Genomic DNA, 21,203 nt, shown 5'->3' on the forward strand with positions numbered 1-21,203 from the left:
GCAGAGGGGGAAAGCCAGATTGCGCTATTCAGGAGGATAAATATGAAAAAGAAAAATACTTTCAAAATAAAATTCTTTCATCAAATGAAGTTAAAGACGAAGCTGCTATGGGTATATGGATTTTTAATTCTGGTTCCGCTGGTTATGCTGTCTTTTTTTGTGTTTCAAACATACTCCGAAGGTATGAAAGAACAGCTGATTTATTCTGCTAACCAAAGTTTTTCCCAGACATATGATTTTCTGGATTATAAATTTTCTAAAGTCACCGACGTATTAGACCAGTTGTCTAACAATGAGGAGATCAGGCAGATGATAACAGGGGATATGGTGAATAAAGATATTAAGCAGCAGTATTGGAATATGCTAAGCATCAGACAGACCTTTCAGGAATTAGAAAACCAGGAAGATGTATCCAGGATCAGAATATATGTGGACGATAATATTTTATATGCCGAAGACCAGATCAATATGTTTGGTATGGGAAATATTCAGGAAGCGTCATGGATCAGACAGATGGAGAATGGCCAGAAACAGGTTCTGGGATTTGCGGACAATCCGGTACTTTCTTTTGCCTCCCGGATTAAAAGTATTGTGGATTACCGCCAGACTATTGGCTATATGCGGGTAGATATCCGAAAATTAAATATTGAAAACATTCTGAAACGGGCTGACATTACAGAAGACAGTATGACCTGTCTTGTAAATAAGGATAATGAGAAGACCGCGTGCTCTGTCAATGGCAGTACACCCCGTGTTATTATTGACCCGGAAGAGTCGGAAAGGAAATTTATAGAAGAAGATGATGGATTTACAGAAATAGCGGTAAATGGCAGAAAGATGCTGATGTGTCAAAAGTATCTATATCATTCTGGCTGGACAATGCTCACGGTAATTCCGTATCAGACAATTATGCGGGATATCAGCAGTATGCAGATAAGATTCTTTGGAATTATGCTGATTTCATCCGTATTTGTGTTCTTTATGATATATCTGACCGGCAGGTCCATAACAGACAGGGTGGAACGCTTAATGTGTCATATGAAAAAGGTTCAAAAAGGTGAAACAGATGTAGAGATCGGAGAGGGAGGGGGCGATGAAATTGGAGCCCTATACCAGAATTTTGATTTTATGATCCATAAAACAAATGATCTGATGAACGAGAAGTACGAACTGGGGAAACATGTTAAAAATGCAGAATTACAGGCACTTCAGTCTCAGATTAATCCGCATTTTTTGTATAATACCCTGGATATGATTAAGTGGTACAGCTACGGAAAGAAAACCGAAGAAATTAATGAGATTGTTTCTCAGACCGCCAAATTTTATAAGATGACTCTGAATAAGGGGAAAAGTATAGTAACAATAGAAGATGAAATAGAACACGCCAGGGCATATCTGGCAATTCAGAATATGAGATTTGAAAATGCGGTAAAGGCAGAATTTGCCGTTCCGGAGAATCTGTTAAAATGTCCTATTCCGAAAATAACCCTGCAGCCATTGATTGAAAATGCCATTTTGCATGGGATTATGGAAAAGGACGACCCGGAGGGAACCATAACATTAACGGGTAGTGTTTTAAAAGACCACGTGGTGTTAACTCTAAAGGATGATGGAATTGGAATGGATAAAAACAATGCAGATAAGATACTGACCCGGGAAATCCAGTCAAAGACAGGAAGCGGATATGGAGTAAGAAATATACATGAACGCATATTAATACTCTGCGGTCAGGGATATGGACTGGTATATAAAAGCAAAGAGGGGGAGGGGACAACGGTAGAGATACATCTGAAATATACACAATAATTTACTACACCATATAAAGATATTACGATTTCGGTAAATACGGTCTCTTGATACAATCTATATATGAAGAAAACTTCGATAATAAGAAAGAGAGAGGGTGTATGTATTGAAAGTCCATAAAAGAAGAGGAATTCTCTATGATGTGAAAAAGAACCGTACATTATTGCTAATGCTTCTGCCGGCAGCACTGTTGACATTTGTGTTTGCCTACCTTCCAATGGGAGGTCTGATCCTGGCATTTAAACAGTTTCGGTATGATCTGGGGATATTCGGAAGTGATACAGTCGGACTAAGTAATTTTAAATTCTTTTTTCAATCCGGAGATGCATGGAATGTTACCAGGAATACCGTATTGTATAATCTGGCATTTATCATGATCAATACCGTACTGGAGGTTGGATTTGCTATTGTTTTAAGTGAGATTGTGAATAAGTTTGTAAAGAAGACACTTCAGTCAATTATTTTTCTGCCCTATTTTATATCCTGGGTTATCGTCAGTTCCATTGCCTATAGTTTATTTAATTTTGAAAATGGTACTTTAAATGGAATTCTTTCTGCTATTGGTATCCAGCCCGTTAATATTTATGCTGAACCATCCTGGTGGAAATATATTATCGTAGCTTTTTCGGCCTGGAAAGGAGTCGGTTATGGAATGGTGGTATACCTGGCTTCAATAGCGGGAGTGGATACCTCTTTGCATGAGGCGGCACAGATAGATGGAGCAAACATATTTCACAGAATTCGCTACATTACCATACCAAGCATAACACCAACTATAATTACTATGACGCTGCTGGCAGTAGGAAAGATATTCAAAGGCAGCCTGGATTTGTTTTACCAGCTAATTGGAAACAACGGAGCGCTTTTTGACGCTACAGATGTAATTGATACTTATGTATTCCGTTCCCTGATTCAATCCGGGGATATAGGGAAAACAGCAGCAGTTGGTCTTTATCAGTCTGTCTTATGCTTTGTCACGATTATCATAGTGAATAAAATCGTGAAAAGAGCAGAAGCAGATTATGCACTGTTTTAAGGGGGGATACGATGATTGTCTGGAAAAACATGTCCGTTCAGGAAAAAATATTTAGAGCTGTCGGATACTTACTCATAACATTATTTGCAGCATTGTGCCTGATTCCTTTTTTAATTATTATTGCATCTTCGTTTTCAAGTGAACAGTATATTATTCAAAATGGTTACAGTCTGATACCCGGAGATCTGACGCTGCAAAGCTACGCAGCAATATTTAAGAATCCGGTAAAAATTTTAAGAGCATACGGAGTCACTACCATCGTGACCGTAACAGGTACAGCATTGGGAATTTTCATCAATACAATGACCGGATATGTGCTGCAGAGAAAAGACTTCCAGTGGAGAAATAAAATATCATTTTACTTTTTCTTTACCACGTTGTTCAGCGGCGGCATTGTTCCGTGGTACATATTATGTGTGAAATATTTACACTTGAATGATACCTTATTTGCACTTTTTCTCCCATCGCTCGTATCCGTCTGGAATATTCTGCTGGTAAAAGGATTTATGGCGGGGGTTCCCTACGAAATTACCGAATCCGGTAAAATAGACGGAGCCGGTGACTTCACCATTTTTGTGAGGCTGATACTGCCTCTTTCGAAACCGGTAGTTGCTACAATTGGTCTGTTTACGGCTCTGACATACTGGAATGACTGGTATAACAGTATGCTTTTCATAAACAATGAAAAAATGTACAGCTTGCAGTACCTATTGTATAAACTGGTAGGAAGTGCTCAGGAAATGCGGAGAATTATGGATGAGACAGGGATGAATATGGAGACGGTTCCGATAGAATCAATGAAAATGGCACTTACGGTAGTTGTAACCGGACCAATAGTACTGCTTTATCCATTTGTGCAGAAATATTTTGTAAAAGGTCTAACGGTAGGAGCAGTAAAGGGGTAGGTGCAATATATGATATGGAGGATAAGAATATGAATGGATTGAAAAAAGGATTTGCTTTGTTAGTGTCAATTTGTCTGGGAGCAGCAATACTTGGCGGCTGTGGGGAAGCAACCGGGAGTGAAGCTAAGGTACAGGAAACGGAAAGTGCACAGAGTGTAAAAGAGTATAATGGACAGGATGTATCGCAGCCCGCAGATCTGGTTATGTATGTAATTGGAGATGAAGCGGCGGGAGAGAAAGTTGTACTGGAAGAATTAAATAAGAAGTTAAAAGAGAAGATTAATGCAACCCTTACAGTAAATCACATGTCTTTAAGTGACTATGCACAGAAGTACTCTCTTTTAATTTCATCAGGAGAAAAGTTTGATTTAATCTATACCTCTACCTGGGCAATGTATGCAGAGGAAGCGACAAAAGGGGCATTTGCTGAAGTCAGTACAGATGTTTTAGAGAAATATATGCCCTTAACAAAAGAGCAAGAGCCAAAAGAGGCATTTGAACAGGCATCGATCGGCGGAAAAACATACTTTGTACCCGCCAATAACCCAACTATTCTGACAAATGCAGTTGTAATCAGAGGTGATTTAAGAGAAAAATATAATCTGGAAAGATTAAAGACACTGGATGACCTGGAAGAGTATTATGATAAAGTAATTGAAAATGAAAAGGGAATCTTTCCATATGCCGCATCCCAGAACAATTATGAAATGCGTATAGCAATGCTGAACAACAATTATAATATGGTTGGATTAAATGGGGTAGATCAGTTTTTTTACTATAAAGTAAATGAAAAGACAAATGCAAAAGATATTTTCTGGCTCTATGACACACCGGAATATAAAGAGTGGATAAAAAAGATGAAAAGCTGGTCAGACAAAGGTTTTTGGTCAAAGAATGCAGTGGCAAATAACACCAATCCAAGAGATGCCTTTACAAATGGAACCAGTGCGTCACTCGTTTGGAACCTTGGAACCTGCGGGGCTGTGGCAAACCAGATTGAAAAGGAACATCCTCAATGGAAACCCGAAATATATGACTTAATACCTGACAGCAAAAAAATACTGGGGGCATACACCGGTGACGGAGCAGCCGTTCTTGCGTCATCTGAAAATCAGGAACGTGCGTTTATGCTCATAGACCTTTTGAAATTTGACGAAGAATGCAACAACCTTGTTCGGCTTGGGGTAAAAGATATTCATTGGATTGATCCCACAGAAGAGATAGGCGAAGAAGGATTTTGGAGAGCAGGTGAAAAGCAGGAAGAATATCCTTTTGGATCAGCATTCTCCTGGGCATTTAAAAATAACAAGTTTGAAAAGAGCCGTGAGGATAAATTTCCGGATGAGGTTGATCTGACTAAAAAGTGGACCGCAGCACAGGAAAATACTCTATTAGCAGGTTTTATCCTGGATGATAACAATATTAAGAATGAACTTGCTAATCTCAATAACGTAAAAACAAAGTATGTTCCTCTGCTGGATTTGGGACTTGTGGAAGATGCAGAAGAAACGCTTGCAGAATTTAACCAGCAGGCTGAAGCGGCAGGAATCAATAAAGTGAAAGAAGAATTATTAAAACAGGTAGATGCTTACCTGACTAAATAGAGAATAAAGTCTTCTTTAAATCTGCCATTCCTTGCGATATGCCAAGGGTGTTGTATTTTCCCTGTTTTTAAACAGATTAATAAAATGACTCACATGATTCATGCCTACTTTATAAGCAATTTCATTGACGGAATCATTAGAATACTTTAACAGTTCCTTTGCGTAAGAAAGTCTGTTTGCAATGATGTATTCATTTACCGTAGTTCCGGTATATTTTTTAAACTCTTTCGAGAGATGAAATTTACTGACTCCGTGGCGGGATGCCAACTCATCCAGTGACAGAGGGGACTTAAAGTTCTGATCTATATCTTTCAATACATTTTTTATGTAGGAAGGCATGAATATAGTCTGGGCATCAAAAGTAATTGTCTGTACAAGGAGTTCCGTCAGGATATTAGTGATCAGGTTAGAAGTAAGGACTTCGGTAGAGGCATTTCGCTTCTGGTTTAATGCCAGAATTCTGCGAAGGGTGCTTTCCATAAAAAATGTGTCCTGAACCTGGACGGTTTTAAAACCATTTTTAACAAACTCCTCGTAATATCCAAGGGCGCTGCTTCCATTAAAGTGAATCCATAAGAATTCCCAGTCGCTGTTCCCGGCAGTTTCATAGTAATGATGCTCTGTACAGTTAATATAAAAGCATTGACCCGCAGTAAGATAATAATTGCAGCCCTGATATTTTAAATATCCCTTGCCGGATATGGTATAAACGATCAAAAAAGAATTCAGATTTTTACGTTCTGTAAAATAAGAATCGCTGGTCTTAAAATATCCGGCTTCCTGGATGTAAAAATAAATGGATTTTGCCACATTACTGGCTGTAATAATTAAGCGGACAGAGTCCTCAGACCAGCTGTATGATGCACGCTCTTCATAGTTCTGATCATTTTTTATCTTCATATTGATAGCCTCCCAATCCGGTGAAATCCGGTAAAATCCTGCTTAGCATGATTGACAAGATTCTGTTATTTTTGCACAATAAACTTGATTGATAATTCCATGATAAATGATTACAATGGATTTGTAAAGTGATAACAGGACAACAACATAATATAATAATAAAATCAGGAGGAAATAAAATGGCAAAGTTAAAAGAAACCAGAAAAGCGCGTATTGGTGTTTATACAATGGGGTTGAAACATTATTGGGGACAGTTTCCCGGACTTCGCGAAAGAATGATAGAATATGGGCAGTTTATCTCAGATAGAATTACGGCAATGGGAAATGCACAGGTTTTCTTTTATGGATTGGTAGACTGTGAGCAGGAAGGCCATAAAGCAGGAGAGTATTTTAATGCAAATAATGTAGACCTGATCTTTGCCCATGCGGGAACTTATGTGACCAGCGGATCTATACTGCCGGTACATCAGGACTGCAAGGCACATACTGTAATTTTAAATCTTCAGCCTACGGCTAAAATTAATTATGCACAGACAACGACAGGTGAATGGCTTGCTCACTGCGGAGCATGTCCGGTTCCGGAGATTTCCAATGCATTTAACCGGGCGGGAATTAAATACCGTGTGATAAATGGACTGCTGGGACTGGACTATACACCTGAGATCTCATTGACCGATGAAAATACCGCCAACCGTCCGGAAGCCATTCAGGCATGGAAGAAGATCGAAGAGTGGGTACTGGCTGCCAGTGTAAAAAGCGGACTCTCCGGAGCAAGATTTGGCTTTCTTGGAAATACATACAGCGGTATGCTGGATATGTACAGTGATTTTACCATGTTTCAGGGGCAGACAGGAGCACATCTGGAAGTACTGGAAATGTGTGATTTAAATCGTGCCATGGAGACTGTAACACCGGACGAAGTAGCTCAAAAACGCGAAGAGATAGCAGAGTTTTTTAGAATAAGTGAAGATTCGGCAGCAGACCCGCTGGCTAAAAAGCCTACAGAAGAACAATTAGAGTGGTCTGCTAAAGTGGCAGTGGCACAGGAAAAATTAGTAAAAGAATACGATTTGGATGCCCTTACTTATTATTATCATGGCGCACCGGGCGGAGAGTATGAAAAACTTCAGGGAGGCTTTATCGTAGGACATTCTCTGCTGACGGCTAAGGGGATACCATGTGCCGGAGAAGGAGATCTTAAGACCTGTCTTGCAATGAAAATCTGTGACATTGTTAATAAAGGAGGATCCTTCTGCGAAATCGTTGTAACGGATTATGAAGAAGGAACCATCCTTTTGGGACATGACGGACCATTTCATCTGGAAATCGCAAATGGAAAACCAATCCTTCGCGGCATGGGCCTGTATCATGGAAAACAGGGAACCGGGGTATCCGTTGAAGCAAAAGTAAAAACCGGACCAATTACCACTCTGGGATGCAGCCAGACTATAGACGGAAGATTAAAGTTCATCCTAACTGAGGCTGAATCCACAGACGGAACAATTATGACCATAGGAAATACCCAGACTCCGGTTAAATTCAAAAAAGATCCGGACAGTTATATGGATGAGTGGTTTGCAGAAGCTCCAACCCACCATTTTGCAATGAGTGTAGGACATAATGCATCCCTGTATGAAAAAATAGCAGATATTCTGGATGTAAATTATGTAACCTTAGATAAATAGTAAGAAAACTGCAATGCAAAAAAGAAACAGCATCTCAAAGCGCTGTTTCTTTTTTTATTTTAAAATTTATAATTGAAATCCATCAGTCTTATCTTTTAAAAGCTGTTCAAATTGTGGCAACGGCATAGGTTTTGCAAAAACATAACCCTGTACAATGTCACAGCCCACTTCTCTTAAGAAATTAACCTGTTCTTTCATTTCCACGCCTTCGGATACTGTCCTCATTTTCAACTGTTTCGCCATAGTAATAATATTGCGTATTACAATTTGCTCTCGTTCTGTGTTTGCCCCTTTTCGGAAGAAGATCATGTCAAGCTTTAATACCTGAATAGGAAGCTCTTTTAACACATTCAGAGAGGAGTATCCTGATCCAAAGTCATCTAATGAACAGACAAATCCATTTTCCTGTAAAGCCTCAACAAAAGTTTTAAACAGTTCATTATTATTTAGAACGACACTTTCTGTAAATTCTAATTCAAGCATACCGTCCGGAAGGTGATATTTATTTTTCGTATTAATATAGAAATCAAGAAAATCATCCTGGAATAGTCCCAGGCGGGAGACATTTGTCGCCAGCTTTATCTTAGGATTACCTGCATCCAGATATCCTCTTGCCCATTTACAGATACCCTCAAACATATAGCGGTCCAGGTGAATAATAAAGCCATTCTTTTCAAATAAAGGAATAAATTTACCGGGCACAACCAAAGATCCCTGACCACTGACCCAGCGGACCAGCACCTCGCCTCCGGCAATTCGGTTCCCATGCTGTATATCTACTTTGGGCTGAACAAAAATCTTAAATTCTTCATTTTCCAGTGCCTGATGCATTCGGGATTCCATTTCAGTTTCCATGAGAATCTGTTTGCGAATGTCCTGAGAATAAAAAGCATAATTGTCACTGCCGGATTGTTTCATCGCTTTTTGCGCCATATTTGCCCGGTTAATCATATCATTGAAAGTGATGTCATCTTTAAAATCATTCACACAGTAGATACCAATGCTTAAATCCAGGTGATATTCCTGATTTTCTGAAGTTATATAGTGATTCATCTGCTCATTCAGAGTCTGAAACCATTCTACAAGTTCGGATTTGTCATTGTAGTATTTAAGTCCGGTAAAATTATCTGCATTTACCCGGCAGAAAAATTCATTTTTCAGAGTATGTCGGGATATCAGGTTTGCAAAATACTTTAACACTTCGTCACCTGCGTCATACCCAAACAAATCATTAAAATATTTAAATCTTTTAATATCACAATACCAGAAAGCATAGTTAGAATTCTGCCTATGATCATGTGGAGAACCGATATCCAGCAGAAATTTAACAAAACTGGAATAACCTGTAATCGGATCGGAATAGGCAAGCTGTTCCAGATGTTCTTTGTTTTTCCTGGTCATCTGATTCATACGGTAAGCAAAAACCATAGATATAATAAAAGCAGAACTTACGATAAGAATAACACCCAGAGTATAGTTGTAATTGCCATTTATGATAGATTCCGGTACGATACTTATAATATACCAGTCATTGACGTCAACGGGTATATAGACAGCCCAGTATTTATTTCCTTTGTAGTTATAGCGAACCGTATTTTCAGATCCTGCAGCAAAATCCGACAGAATATTGGCATATGCTTCTTTCGAGAAATCTCCCAAATCCGCCAATTTATATATGTTGTCCACATTGTAGTGATGTGCCGACCTGATAATATATTGACCATTGCTTTTCAGAATATTTGAAAATCCACCGCCCTGGATCAGGGTTGCATCCACGATGTTGCGGAGAATATCAGTGCTGTTAACCGCACATAAAACACCAATCACTTTTTCAGACTGATAAACAGGAACACCGTAATAATTAATATACCCGATTGAATATGGATCTTCGATGGCCTCAGAAATAGAGTTATGCCCGGCCAGAGCTTCCTGAAAAAAAGAATCATTGGAAAAGTCCACATGCTCATATGTATTCCCATTAATGTCTATGAGATCCCCAATACCTTCTGTGTTAATAAAACCCATGCGGATAAAAGTATTAGCATTATTAATCGTTGTTAAAATGGGTGTAAGCTGATCTGTCTCAGTGATGTTCAGATCACCAAGACAGATAGATATACCCGATAAAGTTTCCCAGTCACCATTTATCTGTTTTAAGATCATTGTCTTCTCCTGAGCCGCCAGGTCATACAAATTGTTCAAATCGTTCTTTTCATTCTGACGCATCATAAAATATACGAAGATGCAGCCCAAAATTAAAAAAAGAAAACAGATAATTAGCATTATAATATAAGATAAACTGCGTTTCTTATCGTTCATAAAGTTCTCCCAAGCAGTTGTAAAAGTATTGTCTGTAATCTAGTCCTCTAGTTAAAATCATATCATAGGATCACTCAAATAACAAGTTGGAGTATAGGAAAACCTTTTAAAATATGCTTGAAAAATATATTACATCCAGCTTCCATATAAAGCAGAAATTACATCTTCAATAGGGGACTGCCCTATTGCCACATTCCTGATTTCGGAATGTTCATAGGCAAAGCCGGAATTGGGTCGGATATACCAGAATCGAAACGTACTATTTGCATTTTTTCCTGGGTTTTTTCTGAAAATCCATTTTTATATTGAAGTTGAGATTTGAATACTATATTATAGAAGATAAGAATAAATCTAGGAGGTTATACCATGATTCGTACAATTCATGTGGACAAGTTAACAGAAAATATAAAAGAGATGTGCATAGAGGCAAATCATTATTTATCCAAAGATATGGATAAGGTAATGAAAAAGGCTGTAGATATAGAAGAATCTGATCTGGGCAGGCAGATTTTATGCCAGCTGCAGGAGAACCTGGAAATAGCAGGAAAAGATATGATACCCATCTGCCAGGATACAGGTATGGCAGTTATATTTCTGGAAGTAGGGCAGGAAGTACATTTTGAAGGCGGAAGTGTGGAAGATGCTGTTAATGAAGGCGTACGTCAGGGATATGTAGATGGGTTTTTAAGAAAATCAGTAGTAAATGATCCCATCATACGGGAAAATACCAAAGACAACACACCTGCAATCATTCATTATGAAATAGTTCCCGGCGATAAAGTAAGGATTACTGTAGCGCCAAAGGGGTTTGGAAGTGAAAATATGAGCCGTGTATTTATGCTGAAGCCGGCTGATGGTATAGAAGGCGTAAAGAATGCAGTATTAACTGCAGTAAAAGATGCAGGTCCTAACGCATGTCCGCCAATGGTCGTAGGTGTTGGCATCGGAGGTACATTCGAAAAATGTGCGGTTATGGCTAAGAAAGCACTAACCAGGGAAGCGGGTTCCCATTCAGAAGTAGAATATGTAAAAGAACTGGAAATTGAGTTATTGGATAAAATAAATGGTCTTGGAATCGGACCAGGCGGTCTGGGAGGAAGAGTAACTGCTCTTGCCGTAAATATTAATACATATCCTACCCACATTGCGGGACTTCCCGTTGGCGTAAATATTTGCTGCCATGTTAACCGGCATAGTGTAAGGGAAATATAAAATAGATATAATATAAGAAACAGTGCGGCACTGGAGGGAAAGGTTGAAAGAAAATTATGATGCAGAAAGGACGCCACGATGTGATTCTTTCAACCTGTTTGATTGTGGCAGTATTACAGGCTTGCCTGTAATACTTAATGGGAATAAGTATGGATAAATATATAAATGCACCAATAAGTGAGGAAGATGCAAAAGGACTGCAAGCCGGCGATTATGTTTATATAACGGGGAAAATATACACAGCAAGAGATGCTGCCCACAAAAGAATGCAGGAAGCTTTAGATAAAAATGAGACACTTCCTATAGATGTAAAGAATAATATCATCTATTATATGGGGCCATCTCCGGCAAGGGAAGGACGTCCAATAGGATCGGCGGGTCCCACAACTGCCAGCAGGATGGATAAGTATGCGCCGAAACTGCTGGATCTGGGTCTGCGTGGTATGATAGGCAAAGGGAAAAGGACACCGGAAGTTCTGGCTGCAATTAAAAGAAATAATGCCGTTTACTTTGCCGCAGTAGGGGGAGCCGGTGCATTGTTATCTCAAAGAATTAAAAAATCAACGATAATTGCATATGATGATCTTGGCACAGAAGCAATAAGAGAATTGGAAGTAGAGAATTTTCCGGTTATCGTAGTTGCAGACTGCAAAGGTAACAATCTCTATGAGAGCGCAATAAAACAATATAAGAAAGAGAGCTGATAAATTAGTGGAAAGAATAATTTTGATGGTTTTACGAAATATATTGTTTGTACCTTATTGGGCATGCCAGCTGATTTCATATGCAAAAGAGAATGATAAGCATACGGAGGAGGAAAGGTTTGCATTATTAAGAAAGATAACGATCAATGCAAACAAAGGAGGAAGAGTTACCATTCAGACAACCGGAGAAGAGAATCTGCCGGAAAAAAATGGCTTCGTACTATTTCCAAACCATCAGGGTTTATTCGATGTACTGGCATTAGTGGAAAGCAGCAGCCATCCGCTGTCAGTTGTCATGAAAAAGGAAGTAGCAAATGTACCCTTCCTGAAGCAGGTGTTTGCAATTATGCGTGCAAAAGCAATTGACAGAGAAGACATCAAGCAGTCTATGCGGGTAATTATGGATGTTACCAGGGAAGTAATGGAGGGTAGAAATTACGTTATATTTGCAGAAGGAACAAGAACAAAGCATCCTAATGATCTGCTGGATTTCAAGGGCGGCAGTTTTAAATCTGCAATAAAAGCAAAATGCCCCATTGTTCCTGTAGCGCTAATAGACTCTTATAAATCCTTTGATACTCATTCTATAAAAAGGATCACCGTACAGGTTCACTATTTAAGCCCAATATATTATGAAGATTACAAAGAGCTAAAGTCCACCGAAATAGCCACTTTAGTAAAAAATAGAATAGAAAAAACGATTAAAGATAATGAATAAAACTTTTTTAAAAAAAGTGATTGACAAATAGAAGTCCCTTTAGTATAATAACTTGTGCGTCACCACAATAGGTGACAAGCAGTATTATATAGGAAATAATGATTCAGGAGAAATACTCAAGTGGCTGAAGAGGCGCCCCTGCTAAGGGTGTAGGTCGTTTGCGCGGCGCGAGGGTTCAAATCCCTCTTTCTCCGCTAATTTATTTCTAACACTGTTTAAAATCTTAAAAGATGGAAACAGTAATATGGTACAAAAACATTTGTAAAAAAATGTAAAAAAGTGCTTGACAATATGTAAGCTAAGTGATAAACTATAAAAGCTGTCAAAACAGCAAAGAAAACATCACAAAAAACTTTTTAAAAAAGTTGTTGACAAACACTTGGCAGTGTGATAAGATATAGAAGTTGCGCTAAAGAGTACAACAGCAAAGAAAAGCAAACAGAACCTTGATAATTGAACAGTGAAACAACCTTGAAAGATTCTATTAAAAGAGATTTCAAAATTAAGAACCGTATCAGAAATGATACAACCTTAAAACAGTAATAAAGGGATAAAATTAGCTAGTAGTTGATTTTTGAACTAAGATCAAAACTTTATTTGAGAGTTTGATCCTGGCTCAGGATGAACGCTGGCGGCGTGCTTAACACATGCAAGTCGAGCGAAGCACTAAAACAGATTTCTTCGGAATGAAGTTTTAGTGACTGAGCGGCGGACGGGTGAGTAACGCGTGGGTGACCTGCCTCATACAGGGGGATAACAGACAGAAATGTCTGCTAATACCGCATAAGCGCACAGTGCTGCATGGCACAGTGTGAAAAACTCCGGTGGTATGAGATGGACCCGCGTCTGATTAGCTAGTTGGTAAGGTAACGGCTTACCAAGGCGACGATCAGTAGCCGGCCTGAGAGGGTGAACGGCCACATTGGGACTGAGACACGGCCCAAACTCCTACGGGAGGCAGCAGTGGGGAATATTGCACAATGGGGGAAACCCTGATGCAGCGACGCCGCGTGAAGGAAGAAGTATTTCGGTATGTAAACTTCTATCAGCAGGGAAGAAAATGACGGTACCTGACTAAGAAGCCCCGGCTAACTACGTGCCAGCAGCCGCGGTAATACGTAGGGGGCAAGCGTTATCCGGATTTACTGGGTGTAAAGGGAGCGTAGACGGCATGGCAAGTCTGGTGTGAAAGGCAGGGGCTCAACCCCTGGACTGCATTGGAAACTGTCAGGCTGGAGTGCAGGAGAGGTAAGTGGAATTCCTAGTGTAGCGGTGAAATGCGTAGATATTAGGAGGAACACCAGTGGCGAAGGCGACTTACTGGACTGTAACTGACGTTGAGGCTCGAAAGCGTGGGGAGCAAACAGGATTAGATACCCTGGTAGTCCACGCCGTAAACGATGAATACTAGGTGTCAGGGAGCAAAGCTCTTTGGTGCCGCAGCTAACGCAATAAGTATTCCACCTGGGGAGTACGTTCGCAAGAATGAAACTCAAAGGAATTGACGGGGACCCGCACAAGCGGTGGAGCATGTGGTTTAATTCGAAGCAACGCGAAGAACCTTACCAAGTCTTGACATCCCTCTGACCGGACAGTAACGTGTCCTTTCCTTCGGGACAGAGGTGACAGGTGGTGCATGGTTGTCGTCAGCTCGTGTCGTGAGATGTTGGGTTAAGTCCCGCAACGAGCGCAACCCTTATCTTCAGTAGCCAGCAATTCGGTTGGGCACTCTGGAGAGACTGCCAGGGATAACCTGGAGGAAGGTGGGGATGACGTCAAATCATCATGCCCCTTATGATTTGGGCTACACACGTGCTACAATGGCGTAAACAAAGGGAAGCAGCCCTGTGAAGGTGAGCAAATCCCAAAAATAACGTCTCAGTTCGGATTGTAGTCTGCAACTCGACTACATGAAGCTGGAATCGCTAGTAATCGCGAATCAGAATGTCGCGGTGAATACGTTCCCGGGTCTTGTACACACCGCCCGTCACACCATGGGAGTCGGAAATGCCCGAAGTCAGTGACCCAACCGTAAGGAGGGAGCTGCCGAAGGTGGAGCCGGTAACTGGGGTGAAGTCGTAACAAGGTAGCCGTATCGGAAGGTGCGGCTGGATCACCTCCTTTCTAAGGAAAGAATGAGTAAAGGTTGTTTTACTGTTCAATTATTAAGTAATAAAAAGAGTATTCTGGGAAGCCGGGCAAAAGCCGGGCAGAACAAAATGCAGAAATGAAATTACTATAATAATATGAAATTTCTGGTGGCGATGCGCTTAGGGGAAACACCCGTACCCATCCCGAACACGATGGTTAAGACTTAAGCGGCCGATGGTACTGCACTGGTAACGGTGTGGGAGAGCAGGTGGCTGCCAGATTACAAAAAAATAATATGAAATAACTGTTTTTACCAGTGATTTAAGATCAAAATGCTTTTGGTTTTAAATGACTGATAAAAATTCAGTCAGTAAGATATGTACCTTGAAAATCACATATAGAAATAATCAAAAATATCTAAATTAGATAAGACATCCGAGGTAGTTATCTTTTAAAAAGGTAATTATTTTAAACTAGCAACAAAACTAAACCAACACCGAACAACGCTATGTGAGGTGAAAAAATGGTTAAGCGAACAAGAGCGCAGGGTGGATGCCTTGGCACTAAGAGCCGATGAAAGACGTGATAAGCTGCGAAAAGCTTCGGGGAGGAGCAAATATCCTACGATCCGGAGATATCTGAATGGGGAAACCCACTTGAGCAAACCTCAAGTATCCATACGCCAATACATAACGTATGGAAGGGAACCCGGGGAACTGAAACATCTAAGTACCCGGAGGAAAAGAAAGAAAACTCGATTCCCAAAGTAGCGGCGAGCGAAATGGGAGGAGCCTAAACCGGAATGCGTGCATTCCGGGGTTATGGACTGCATAACGTGACTTGAATGGTAAAAGAACGGTTTTGGGAAATCCGGCCAGAGAGGGTGAAAGCCCCGTATTTGAAACCAGAAGAGAGCAGGCAGTATCCAAAGTACCACGAGACACGAGAAACCTTGTGGGAAGTCGGGGGGACCACCCCCCAAGGCTAAATACTACTTAGTGACCGATAGTGCATAGTACTGTGAAGGAAAGGTGAAAAGAACCCCGGGAGGGGAGTGAAAAAGAACCTGAAACCCTGTGTTTACAAGCTGTGGAACCACTTTATATGTGGAACCGCGTACTTTTTGTAGAACGGTCCAGCGAGTTACGCTGGCTGGCAAGGTTAAGCACTCAAGGTGTGGAGCCGGAGGGAAACCAAGTCTTAATAGGGCGAAAGAGTCAGTCAGAGTAGACCCGAAACCGGGTGATCTATCCATGTCCAGGTTGAAGTTACCGTAAAAGGTAATGGAGGACCGAACGCACATCCGTTGAAAAGGGTGGCGATGAGGTGTGGATAGGGGAGAAATTCCAATCGAACCCGGAGATAGCTGGTTCTCCTCGAAATAGCTTTAGGGCTAGCCTCATATTAGTCTAACGGAGGTAGAGCACTGAATTTCCTAGGGGGCGTCAAAGCTTACCAAAGAATATCAAACTCCGAATGCCGTATAGATGATGTATGGGAGTCAGACTGCACGAGATAAGTTGGGCAGTCAAAAGGGAAAGAGCCCAGACCTCCAGCTAAGGTCCCAAAGTGTGTGTTAAGTGGAAAAGGATGTGGGATTTCGAAGACAACTAGGATGTTGGCTCAGAAGCAGCCATACATTAAAAGAGTGCGTAATAGCTCACTAGTCGAGAGGTCCTGCGCCGAAAATGTCCGGGGCTGAAACACAACACCGAAGCTGAGGAATGACATAGTCATTGGTAGAGGAGCATTCTTAACTGAGACGAAGCTGTACCGTAAGGAGCAGTGGATTGTTAAGAAGAGAGAATGCTGGAATGAGTAGCGAGAGGAAGGTGAGAATCCTTCCGGCCGAATATCCAAGGTTTCCAGAGTAAAGCTGATCTGCTCTGGGTAAGTCGGGGCCTAAGGCGAGGTCGAAAGACGTAGTCGATGGACAACAGGTTGAGATTCCTGTACTATAGTATAACAGAACTGTGGGGACACAGATGGAAAGCACAATCCGGGAATGGAAAAACCGGTACAAGCGGGGTAGGAGTAGTAAAGGCAAATCCGTACTACAATCCGAAGACGTGACGTGGAGCGAACTAAAGTAGCGAAGTGTGTGAGCCAGCTGTCAAGAAAAGCCGCTATTGTTTATATTATACCCGTACCGTAAACCGACACAGGTGGATGAGGAGAGAATCCTAAGGCCGACGGAAGAAGCATTGTTAAGGAACTCGGCAAAATGACCCCGTAACTTCGGGAGAAGGGGTGCCTCGAAAGAGGCCGCAGAGAATAGGCTCAAGCAACTGTTTAGCAAAAACACAGGTCTATGCAAAACCGCAAGGTGAAGTATATGGGCTGACGCCTGCCCGGTGCTGGAAGGTTAAGAGGAGATGTTAGCGCAAGCGAAGCATTGAATTTAAGCCCCAGTAAACGGCGGCCGTAACTATAACGGTCCTAAGGTAGCGAAATTCCTTGTCGGGTAAGTTCCGACCCGCACGAAAGGCGTAATGATTTGAGCACTGTCTCGACAATGCATCCGGTGAAATTGAAATACCAGTGAAGATGCTGGTTACCTGCGCCAGGACGGAAAGACCCCATGGAGCTTTACTCCAGCTTGATACTGGGATTCGGTATTGCATGTACAGGATAGGTGGGAGACTGAGAATTCACAACGCCAGTTGTGAAGGAGTCATTGTTGGGATACCACCCTTGCAGTATTGGATTTCTAACCAGCCACCGTGATCCGGTGGTGGGACAATGTCAGGCGGGGAGTTTGACTGGGGCGGTCGCCTCCGAAAGGGTATCGGAGGCGCTCAAAGGTCTTCTCAGAATGGTTGGAAACCATTCGCAGAGTGCAAAGGCAAAAGAAGGCTTGACTGTGACACCGACGGGTGGAGCAGGTACGAAAGTAGGACTTAGTGATCCGGTGGTATAAAGTGGGATTGCCATCGCTCAACGGATAAAAGCTACCCTGGGGATAACAGGCTTATCACTCCCAAGAGTTCACATCGACGGAGTGGTTTGGCACCTCGATGTCGGCTCATCGCATCCTGGGGCTGTAGTAGGTCCCAAGGGTTGGGCTGTTCGCCCATTAAAGCGGTACGCGAGCTGGGTTCAGAACGTCGTGAGACAGTTCGGTCCCTATCCGGCGTGGGCGCAGGATATTTGAGAGGAGCTGACCTTAGTACGAGAGGACCGGGTTGGACTGACCTCTGGTGTACCGGTTGTTCTACCAAGAGCATGGCCGGGTAGCCAAGTCGGGAAGGGATAAACGCTGAAGGCATCTAAGCGTGAAGCCCCCCTCAAGATGAGATATCCCCCGCATAAGCGGTAAGACCCCTTGAAGACGACGAGGTAGATAGGTTAGAGGTGGAAGTGCAGTAATGTATGGAGCTGACTAATACTAATAGGTCGAAGGCTTATCCATAAGGTTTAGGATAATGTCAATAAAGTTGATATGATCAACGAAGTTGGTAATGCAAGAACGGATGATATTTGATGAATTTCTGTGTGTGGTTTTGAAGGTATATAAACCTTACAAAAGAGTTGGCCCAGTGGCTCAGTTGGTTAGAGCGTCGCCCTGTCACGGCGAAGGTCGTCGGTTCGAGTCCGATCTGGGTCGTTCACATCAGTAGATGTGTAATTAAATAATTTTATATCCCATGGGATCTTAGCTCAGCTGGGAGAGCATCTGCCTTACAAGCAGAGGGTCATAGGTTCGAGCCCTATAGGTCCCATTAATGCCGATGTGGCTCAATTGGCAGAGCAGCTGATTTGTAATCAGCAGGTTATCGGTTCGAGTCCGATCATCGGCTTTTTGGATGGATTCCCGAGTGGCCAAAGGGGACAGACTGTAAATCTGCTGCAAATTGCTTCGGTGGTTCGAATCCACCTCCATCCATTGAGATTTACATCTCTATCAAAAAACTAAATAAATACTATCGCGGGGTGGAGCAGTCTGGAAGCTCGTCGGGCTCATAACCCGAAGGTCGTAGGTTCAAATCCTGCCCCCGCAATTTTTGGAAGCGCACCATTACGGAAGTATTCGGAAGCTCGCTTCCATTATGCTGTAAAGAGGGTGTACAACCCTAGGCCCAGATAGCTCAGTTGGTAGAGCAGAGGACTGAAAATCCTCGTGTCGCTGGTTCGATTCCGGCTCTGGGCATTATAAGACTTGAAACTGGTTTATGTCTTATAAAGTAAAATTTAATATGCGGGATATTAGCTCAGTTGGTAGAGCACTTGACTTTTAATCAAGTTGTCCGGGGTTCGAATCCCCGATGTCTCATTACAGAAAGAACCCTGCAGGAGTAACTATCCTGTGGGGTTTTCTGTTATTCAGTTTGTTTTAAGTTGGATTTAAATTGATTTTATACGATTTTTAAATATGGGAGTACAGTTAAAATAGGAATGAATAAGTTATAAATTAGTGGGAAGAATGACAGATACGGGATAAAGAGGTTTGCAGGCTGCAGCCTATGAAAGGATATGGTACGGGATATGGCAAATGATAGTAAGAAGGAATTACTTCTTCAGGGAAGCATTCTGGCGGTTGCAGGTATTATCGTAAAGTTGATTGGATTTTTATATCGTATTCCAATGGCTAACATGCTCGGTGAGGTTGGAAACGGTCTATATGGAGTAGCCTTTGGTATTTATAATATTGTTTTAACTTTGTCATGTTCCAGCCTTCCTCTGGGATTATCTAAATTAATATCCCAGTATGAGATTAAAAAGGAGTATCGGAGTGCTTATCGCTTATTTCGCAATTCCTTAATACTGGCGGTAATTGTTGGTGGTATATTTTGGGTATTAATATATTTTGGTGCTGATTTTCTGGAAATGTGTTATGCGAAACCAGGATTGGCAAAACCCCTCCGAATCGTAGCACCGACTACGTTTGTGATGGCTATTTTAGGTGTAATGCGGGGATTTTTTCAGGGAAAAAATACGATGATTCCATCGGCGGTTTCTCAGATTATAGAACAGATTATTAATGCAATTATAAGTATTGTAGCAGTTATGCAATTTATGAGAGTATATCAATCTTCCGCAGATGTTTTTGCATATGGGGCGGCAGGCGGTATTATGGGTACCTTGTGTGGTGCGTTGTCTGCTTTTGCTTTTTTATTAGTTTTATATTTACTGTATCGACCGGGGTATCTTAGAAGAGTAAGAAGATGTAAGAACCGTCATGTGGCATCAGATGGAAGACTGAACAAGTTATTGCTGATGACATTAATTCCTATTTCTTTAAGTCAGGCAGCTTATCAGCTCAGCGGGACGCTGGATGATTTAATATTTGGAAATATATTGAATTTTAAAGGTTTAGCTGTGGACTTTGTAACTGCAATTCAGGGTGTGTATAGTACGCAATATAATCTTCTTATTAATATTCCTATTGCGTTTGCTTCTTCTTTGGCGGTTTCTATTGTACCCAGCATTGTTGCTTCTAAGGAAAGACATGATAGAAGAGGAATATTTGAGAAGGTAAACTTTATTAATAAGTTCGTGATGGTTCTTACGATACCGTCAGTAATTGGATTTATGGTGCTTGCTAGGCCTATTATATCGTTAATATTTGCAGCTTTGACAGAACACAGAGATTTGTCGGTACACATGCTGCAGATAGGGGCTGTTTCGATTGTATTTTATTCTTTGGCATCCATATCTACAGCAATATTACAAAGTTTGAACAAGATGAGAGAGCCAATTGTAAATGCATTTATTGGTTTGGTGGTACATTTAGTATTTATTTGTCCTCTTTTGATTTTTACTGGATTGAATGCTTATATTTTAGTTGTGGGAAATATTATTTTTCCTCTGGTAATCTGTGTCTTAAACGAGAGATCTTTGAATAATGAGCTACATATCCATAAGGATGTGAAGAGGACGTATCTAATTCCGATCATTGCGTCCTTGATTATGGGGATAATTGTATTTTTTGTTTACTGGATTGTGGATAAGTTTATCGGAAATACAGTTGTTTCAGTGGTAGTGCCTTTAGCCGTTGGCGTTTGCAGTTACTTTTTCTTTATTTTTGCTTTTCACTGTTTCTCTTTAGAGGAATTATATGATTTGCCCATGGGAAGAACAATAGCAAGATTTACAGGGAGATTTTATCGGTAATGTTTTAAGTAAATTAAAGTTTGGAATGCAACTACGGTAATCCATTCGATTCCCGTGGAGATGGCGACTGCAGTCAATCCCGTCCGTGGTATTAGGAGGAGGAAGGAAA

11 protein-coding genes, 8 tRNA genes and 3 rRNA genes are annotated in these 21,203 nt (G+C 41.2%); 20 read left to right on the forward strand and 2 right to left on the reverse strand.

Features of this window, described 5'->3' with window-relative positions; translation table 11 throughout:
- Positions 1 to 42 precede the first annotated feature (42 nt).
- The 4 genes from CD03_RS36355 (at position 43) to CD03_RS0121800 (ending at position 5,351) form a co-directional block, all read left to right on the forward strand.
- Positions 43 to 1,806, forward strand: a complete 1,764-nt coding sequence (locus CD03_RS36355) for a cache domain-containing sensor histidine kinase (RefSeq protein WP_052377913.1) — start codon at positions 43 to 45, stop codon at positions 1,804 to 1,806.
- 97 nt (positions 1,807 to 1,903) lie between these two features.
- Positions 1,904 to 2,842: an ABC transporter permease gene (locus CD03_RS0121790; RefSeq protein WP_377143172.1), complete on the forward strand. Its 939-nt coding sequence runs from the start codon at positions 1,904 to 1,906 to the stop codon at positions 2,840 to 2,842.
- Positions 2,843 to 2,853: 11 nt separating this feature from the next.
- Complete coding sequence (locus tag CD03_RS0121795) at positions 2,854 to 3,747, forward strand: carbohydrate ABC transporter permease (RefSeq protein WP_242849136.1); 894 nt, start codon at positions 2,854 to 2,856, stop codon at positions 3,745 to 3,747.
- 29 nt (positions 3,748 to 3,776) lie between these two features.
- Positions 3,777 to 5,351, forward strand: coding sequence for an ABC transporter substrate-binding protein (locus CD03_RS0121800; protein ID WP_027295451.1), 1,575 nt, complete (start codon positions 3,777 to 3,779; stop codon positions 5,349 to 5,351).
- Positions 5,352 to 5,366: 15 nt separating this feature from the next.
- Here CD03_RS0121800 and CD03_RS0121805 read toward each other — a convergent pair whose 3' ends face one another.
- Positions 5,367 to 6,251 carry an AraC family transcriptional regulator gene (locus CD03_RS0121805; protein WP_044289589.1) on the reverse strand — a complete coding sequence of 295 codons (885 nt, stop codon included), beginning with the start codon at positions 6,249 to 6,251 and terminating at the stop codon, positions 5,367 to 5,369.
- Between the two features lie 179 nt (positions 6,252 to 6,430).
- Here CD03_RS0121805 and CD03_RS0121810 point away from each other — a divergent pair, with 179 nt between their 5' ends.
- Positions 6,431 to 7,936, forward strand: coding sequence for an L-fucose/L-arabinose isomerase family protein (locus tag CD03_RS0121810; protein ID WP_027295453.1), 1,506 nt, complete (start codon positions 6,431 to 6,433; stop codon positions 7,934 to 7,936).
- A gap of 66 nt (positions 7,937 to 8,002) precedes the next feature.
- Here the strand turns inward: CD03_RS0121810 and CD03_RS0121815 are convergent, their stop codons facing one another.
- Positions 8,003 to 10,255, reverse strand: a complete 2,253-nt coding sequence (locus CD03_RS0121815; RefSeq protein ID WP_027295454.1) for a bifunctional diguanylate cyclase/phosphodiesterase — start codon at positions 10,253 to 10,255, stop codon at positions 8,003 to 8,005.
- Between the two features lie 366 nt (positions 10,256 to 10,621).
- On the opposite strand from CD03_RS0121815, the gene CD03_RS0121820 reads away from it, so the two are divergent.
- The 15 genes from CD03_RS0121820 (at position 10,622) to CD03_RS34365 (ending at position 21,094) form a co-directional block, all read left to right on the forward strand.
- Positions 10,622 to 11,467: a fumarate hydratase gene (locus CD03_RS0121820; protein WP_027295455.1), complete on the forward strand. Its 846-nt coding sequence runs from the start codon at positions 10,622 to 10,624 to the stop codon at positions 11,465 to 11,467.
- Between the two features lie 149 nt (positions 11,468 to 11,616).
- Positions 11,617 to 12,171 carry a Fe-S-containing hydro-lyase gene (locus CD03_RS0121830; RefSeq protein ID WP_027295456.1) on the forward strand — a complete coding sequence of 185 codons (555 nt, stop codon included), beginning with the start codon at positions 11,617 to 11,619 and terminating at the stop codon, positions 12,169 to 12,171.
- A gap of 7 nt (positions 12,172 to 12,178) precedes the next feature.
- Positions 12,179 to 12,889 carry a lysophospholipid acyltransferase family protein gene (locus CD03_RS0121835; RefSeq protein WP_027295457.1) on the forward strand — a complete coding sequence of 237 codons (711 nt, stop codon included), beginning with the start codon at positions 12,179 to 12,181 and terminating at the stop codon, positions 12,887 to 12,889.
- A 106-nt stretch (positions 12,890 to 12,995) separates the two neighbouring features.
- Positions 12,996 to 13,083: transfer RNA gene (locus CD03_RS0121840), tRNA-Ser, on the forward strand.
- A gap of 399 nt (positions 13,084 to 13,482) precedes the next feature.
- A 16S ribosomal RNA gene (locus tag CD03_RS0121845) occupies positions 13,483 to 15,013 on the forward strand.
- Positions 15,014 to 15,143: 130 nt separating this feature from the next.
- Positions 15,144 to 15,261: ribosomal RNA gene (gene rrf / locus CD03_RS0121855) — 5S ribosomal RNA — on the forward strand.
- 244 nt (positions 15,262 to 15,505) lie between these two features.
- Positions 15,506 to 18,392: ribosomal RNA gene (locus CD03_RS0121860) — 23S ribosomal RNA — on the forward strand.
- The 16S, 23S and 5S rRNA genes sit together here with 8 tRNA genes alongside, the layout of an rRNA operon.
- A 121-nt stretch (positions 18,393 to 18,513) precedes the next feature.
- Positions 18,514 to 18,587, forward strand: a tRNA-Asp gene (locus CD03_RS0121865).
- Positions 18,588 to 18,629: 42 nt separating this feature from the next.
- Positions 18,630 to 18,702, forward strand: a tRNA-Val gene (locus CD03_RS0121870).
- A gap of 5 nt (positions 18,703 to 18,707) precedes the next feature.
- Positions 18,708 to 18,780: transfer RNA gene (locus CD03_RS0121875), tRNA-Thr, on the forward strand.
- 4 nt (positions 18,781 to 18,784) lie between these two features.
- Positions 18,785 to 18,866, forward strand: a tRNA-Tyr gene (locus CD03_RS0121880).
- 41 nt (positions 18,867 to 18,907) lie between these two features.
- Positions 18,908 to 18,981: transfer RNA gene (locus CD03_RS0121885), tRNA-Met, on the forward strand.
- 76 nt (positions 18,982 to 19,057) lie between these two features.
- Positions 19,058 to 19,130, forward strand: a tRNA-Phe gene (locus tag CD03_RS0121890).
- Between the two features lie 50 nt (positions 19,131 to 19,180).
- Positions 19,181 to 19,253, forward strand: a tRNA-Lys gene (locus CD03_RS0121895).
- Between the two features lie 212 nt (positions 19,254 to 19,465).
- Positions 19,466 to 21,094 (forward strand): putative polysaccharide biosynthesis protein, encoded by a 1,629-nt coding sequence (locus CD03_RS34365; protein ID WP_044290227.1) that lies wholly within the window; start codon positions 19,466 to 19,468, stop codon positions 21,092 to 21,094.
- Positions 21,095 to 21,203: the final 109 nt, after the last annotated feature.

This window comes from Robinsoniella sp. KNHs210 (genome assembly GCF_000686105.1).
Lineage (GTDB): Bacteria > Bacillota > Clostridia > Lachnospirales > Lachnospiraceae > Robinsoniella > Robinsoniella peoriensis.

What these genes read in the sequence shown, in the direction of transcription:
- CD03_RS36355 (WP_052377913.1), top strand. Translation starts at nt 43, where the DNA reads ATGAAAAAGAAAAATACTTTCAAAATAAAATTCTTTCATCAAATGAAG.
- CD03_RS0121795 (WP_242849136.1), top strand. Translation starts at nt 2,854, where the DNA reads ATGATTGTCTGGAAAAACATGTCCGTTCAGGAAAAAATATTTAGAGCT.
- CD03_RS0121800 (WP_027295451.1), top strand. Translation starts at nt 3,777, where the DNA reads ATGAATGGATTGAAAAAAGGATTTGCTTTGTTAGTGTCAATTTGTCTG.
- CD03_RS0121805 (WP_044289589.1), bottom strand. Translation starts at nt 6,251, where the DNA reads ATGAAGATAAAAAATGATCAGAACTATGAAGAGCGTGCATCATACAGC.
- CD03_RS0121810 (WP_027295453.1), top strand. Translation starts at nt 6,431, where the DNA reads ATGGCAAAGTTAAAAGAAACCAGAAAAGCGCGTATTGGTGTTTATACA.
- CD03_RS0121815 (WP_027295454.1), bottom strand. Translation starts at nt 10,255, where the DNA reads ATGAACGATAAGAAACGCAGTTTATCTTATATTATAATGCTAATTATC.
- CD03_RS0121820 (WP_027295455.1), top strand. Translation starts at nt 10,622, where the DNA reads ATGATTCGTACAATTCATGTGGACAAGTTAACAGAAAATATAAAAGAG.
- CD03_RS0121830 (WP_027295456.1), top strand. Translation starts at nt 11,617, where the DNA reads ATGGATAAATATATAAATGCACCAATAAGTGAGGAAGATGCAAAAGGA.
- CD03_RS34365 (WP_044290227.1), top strand. Translation starts at nt 19,466, where the DNA reads ATGGCAAATGATAGTAAGAAGGAATTACTTCTTCAGGGAAGCATTCTG.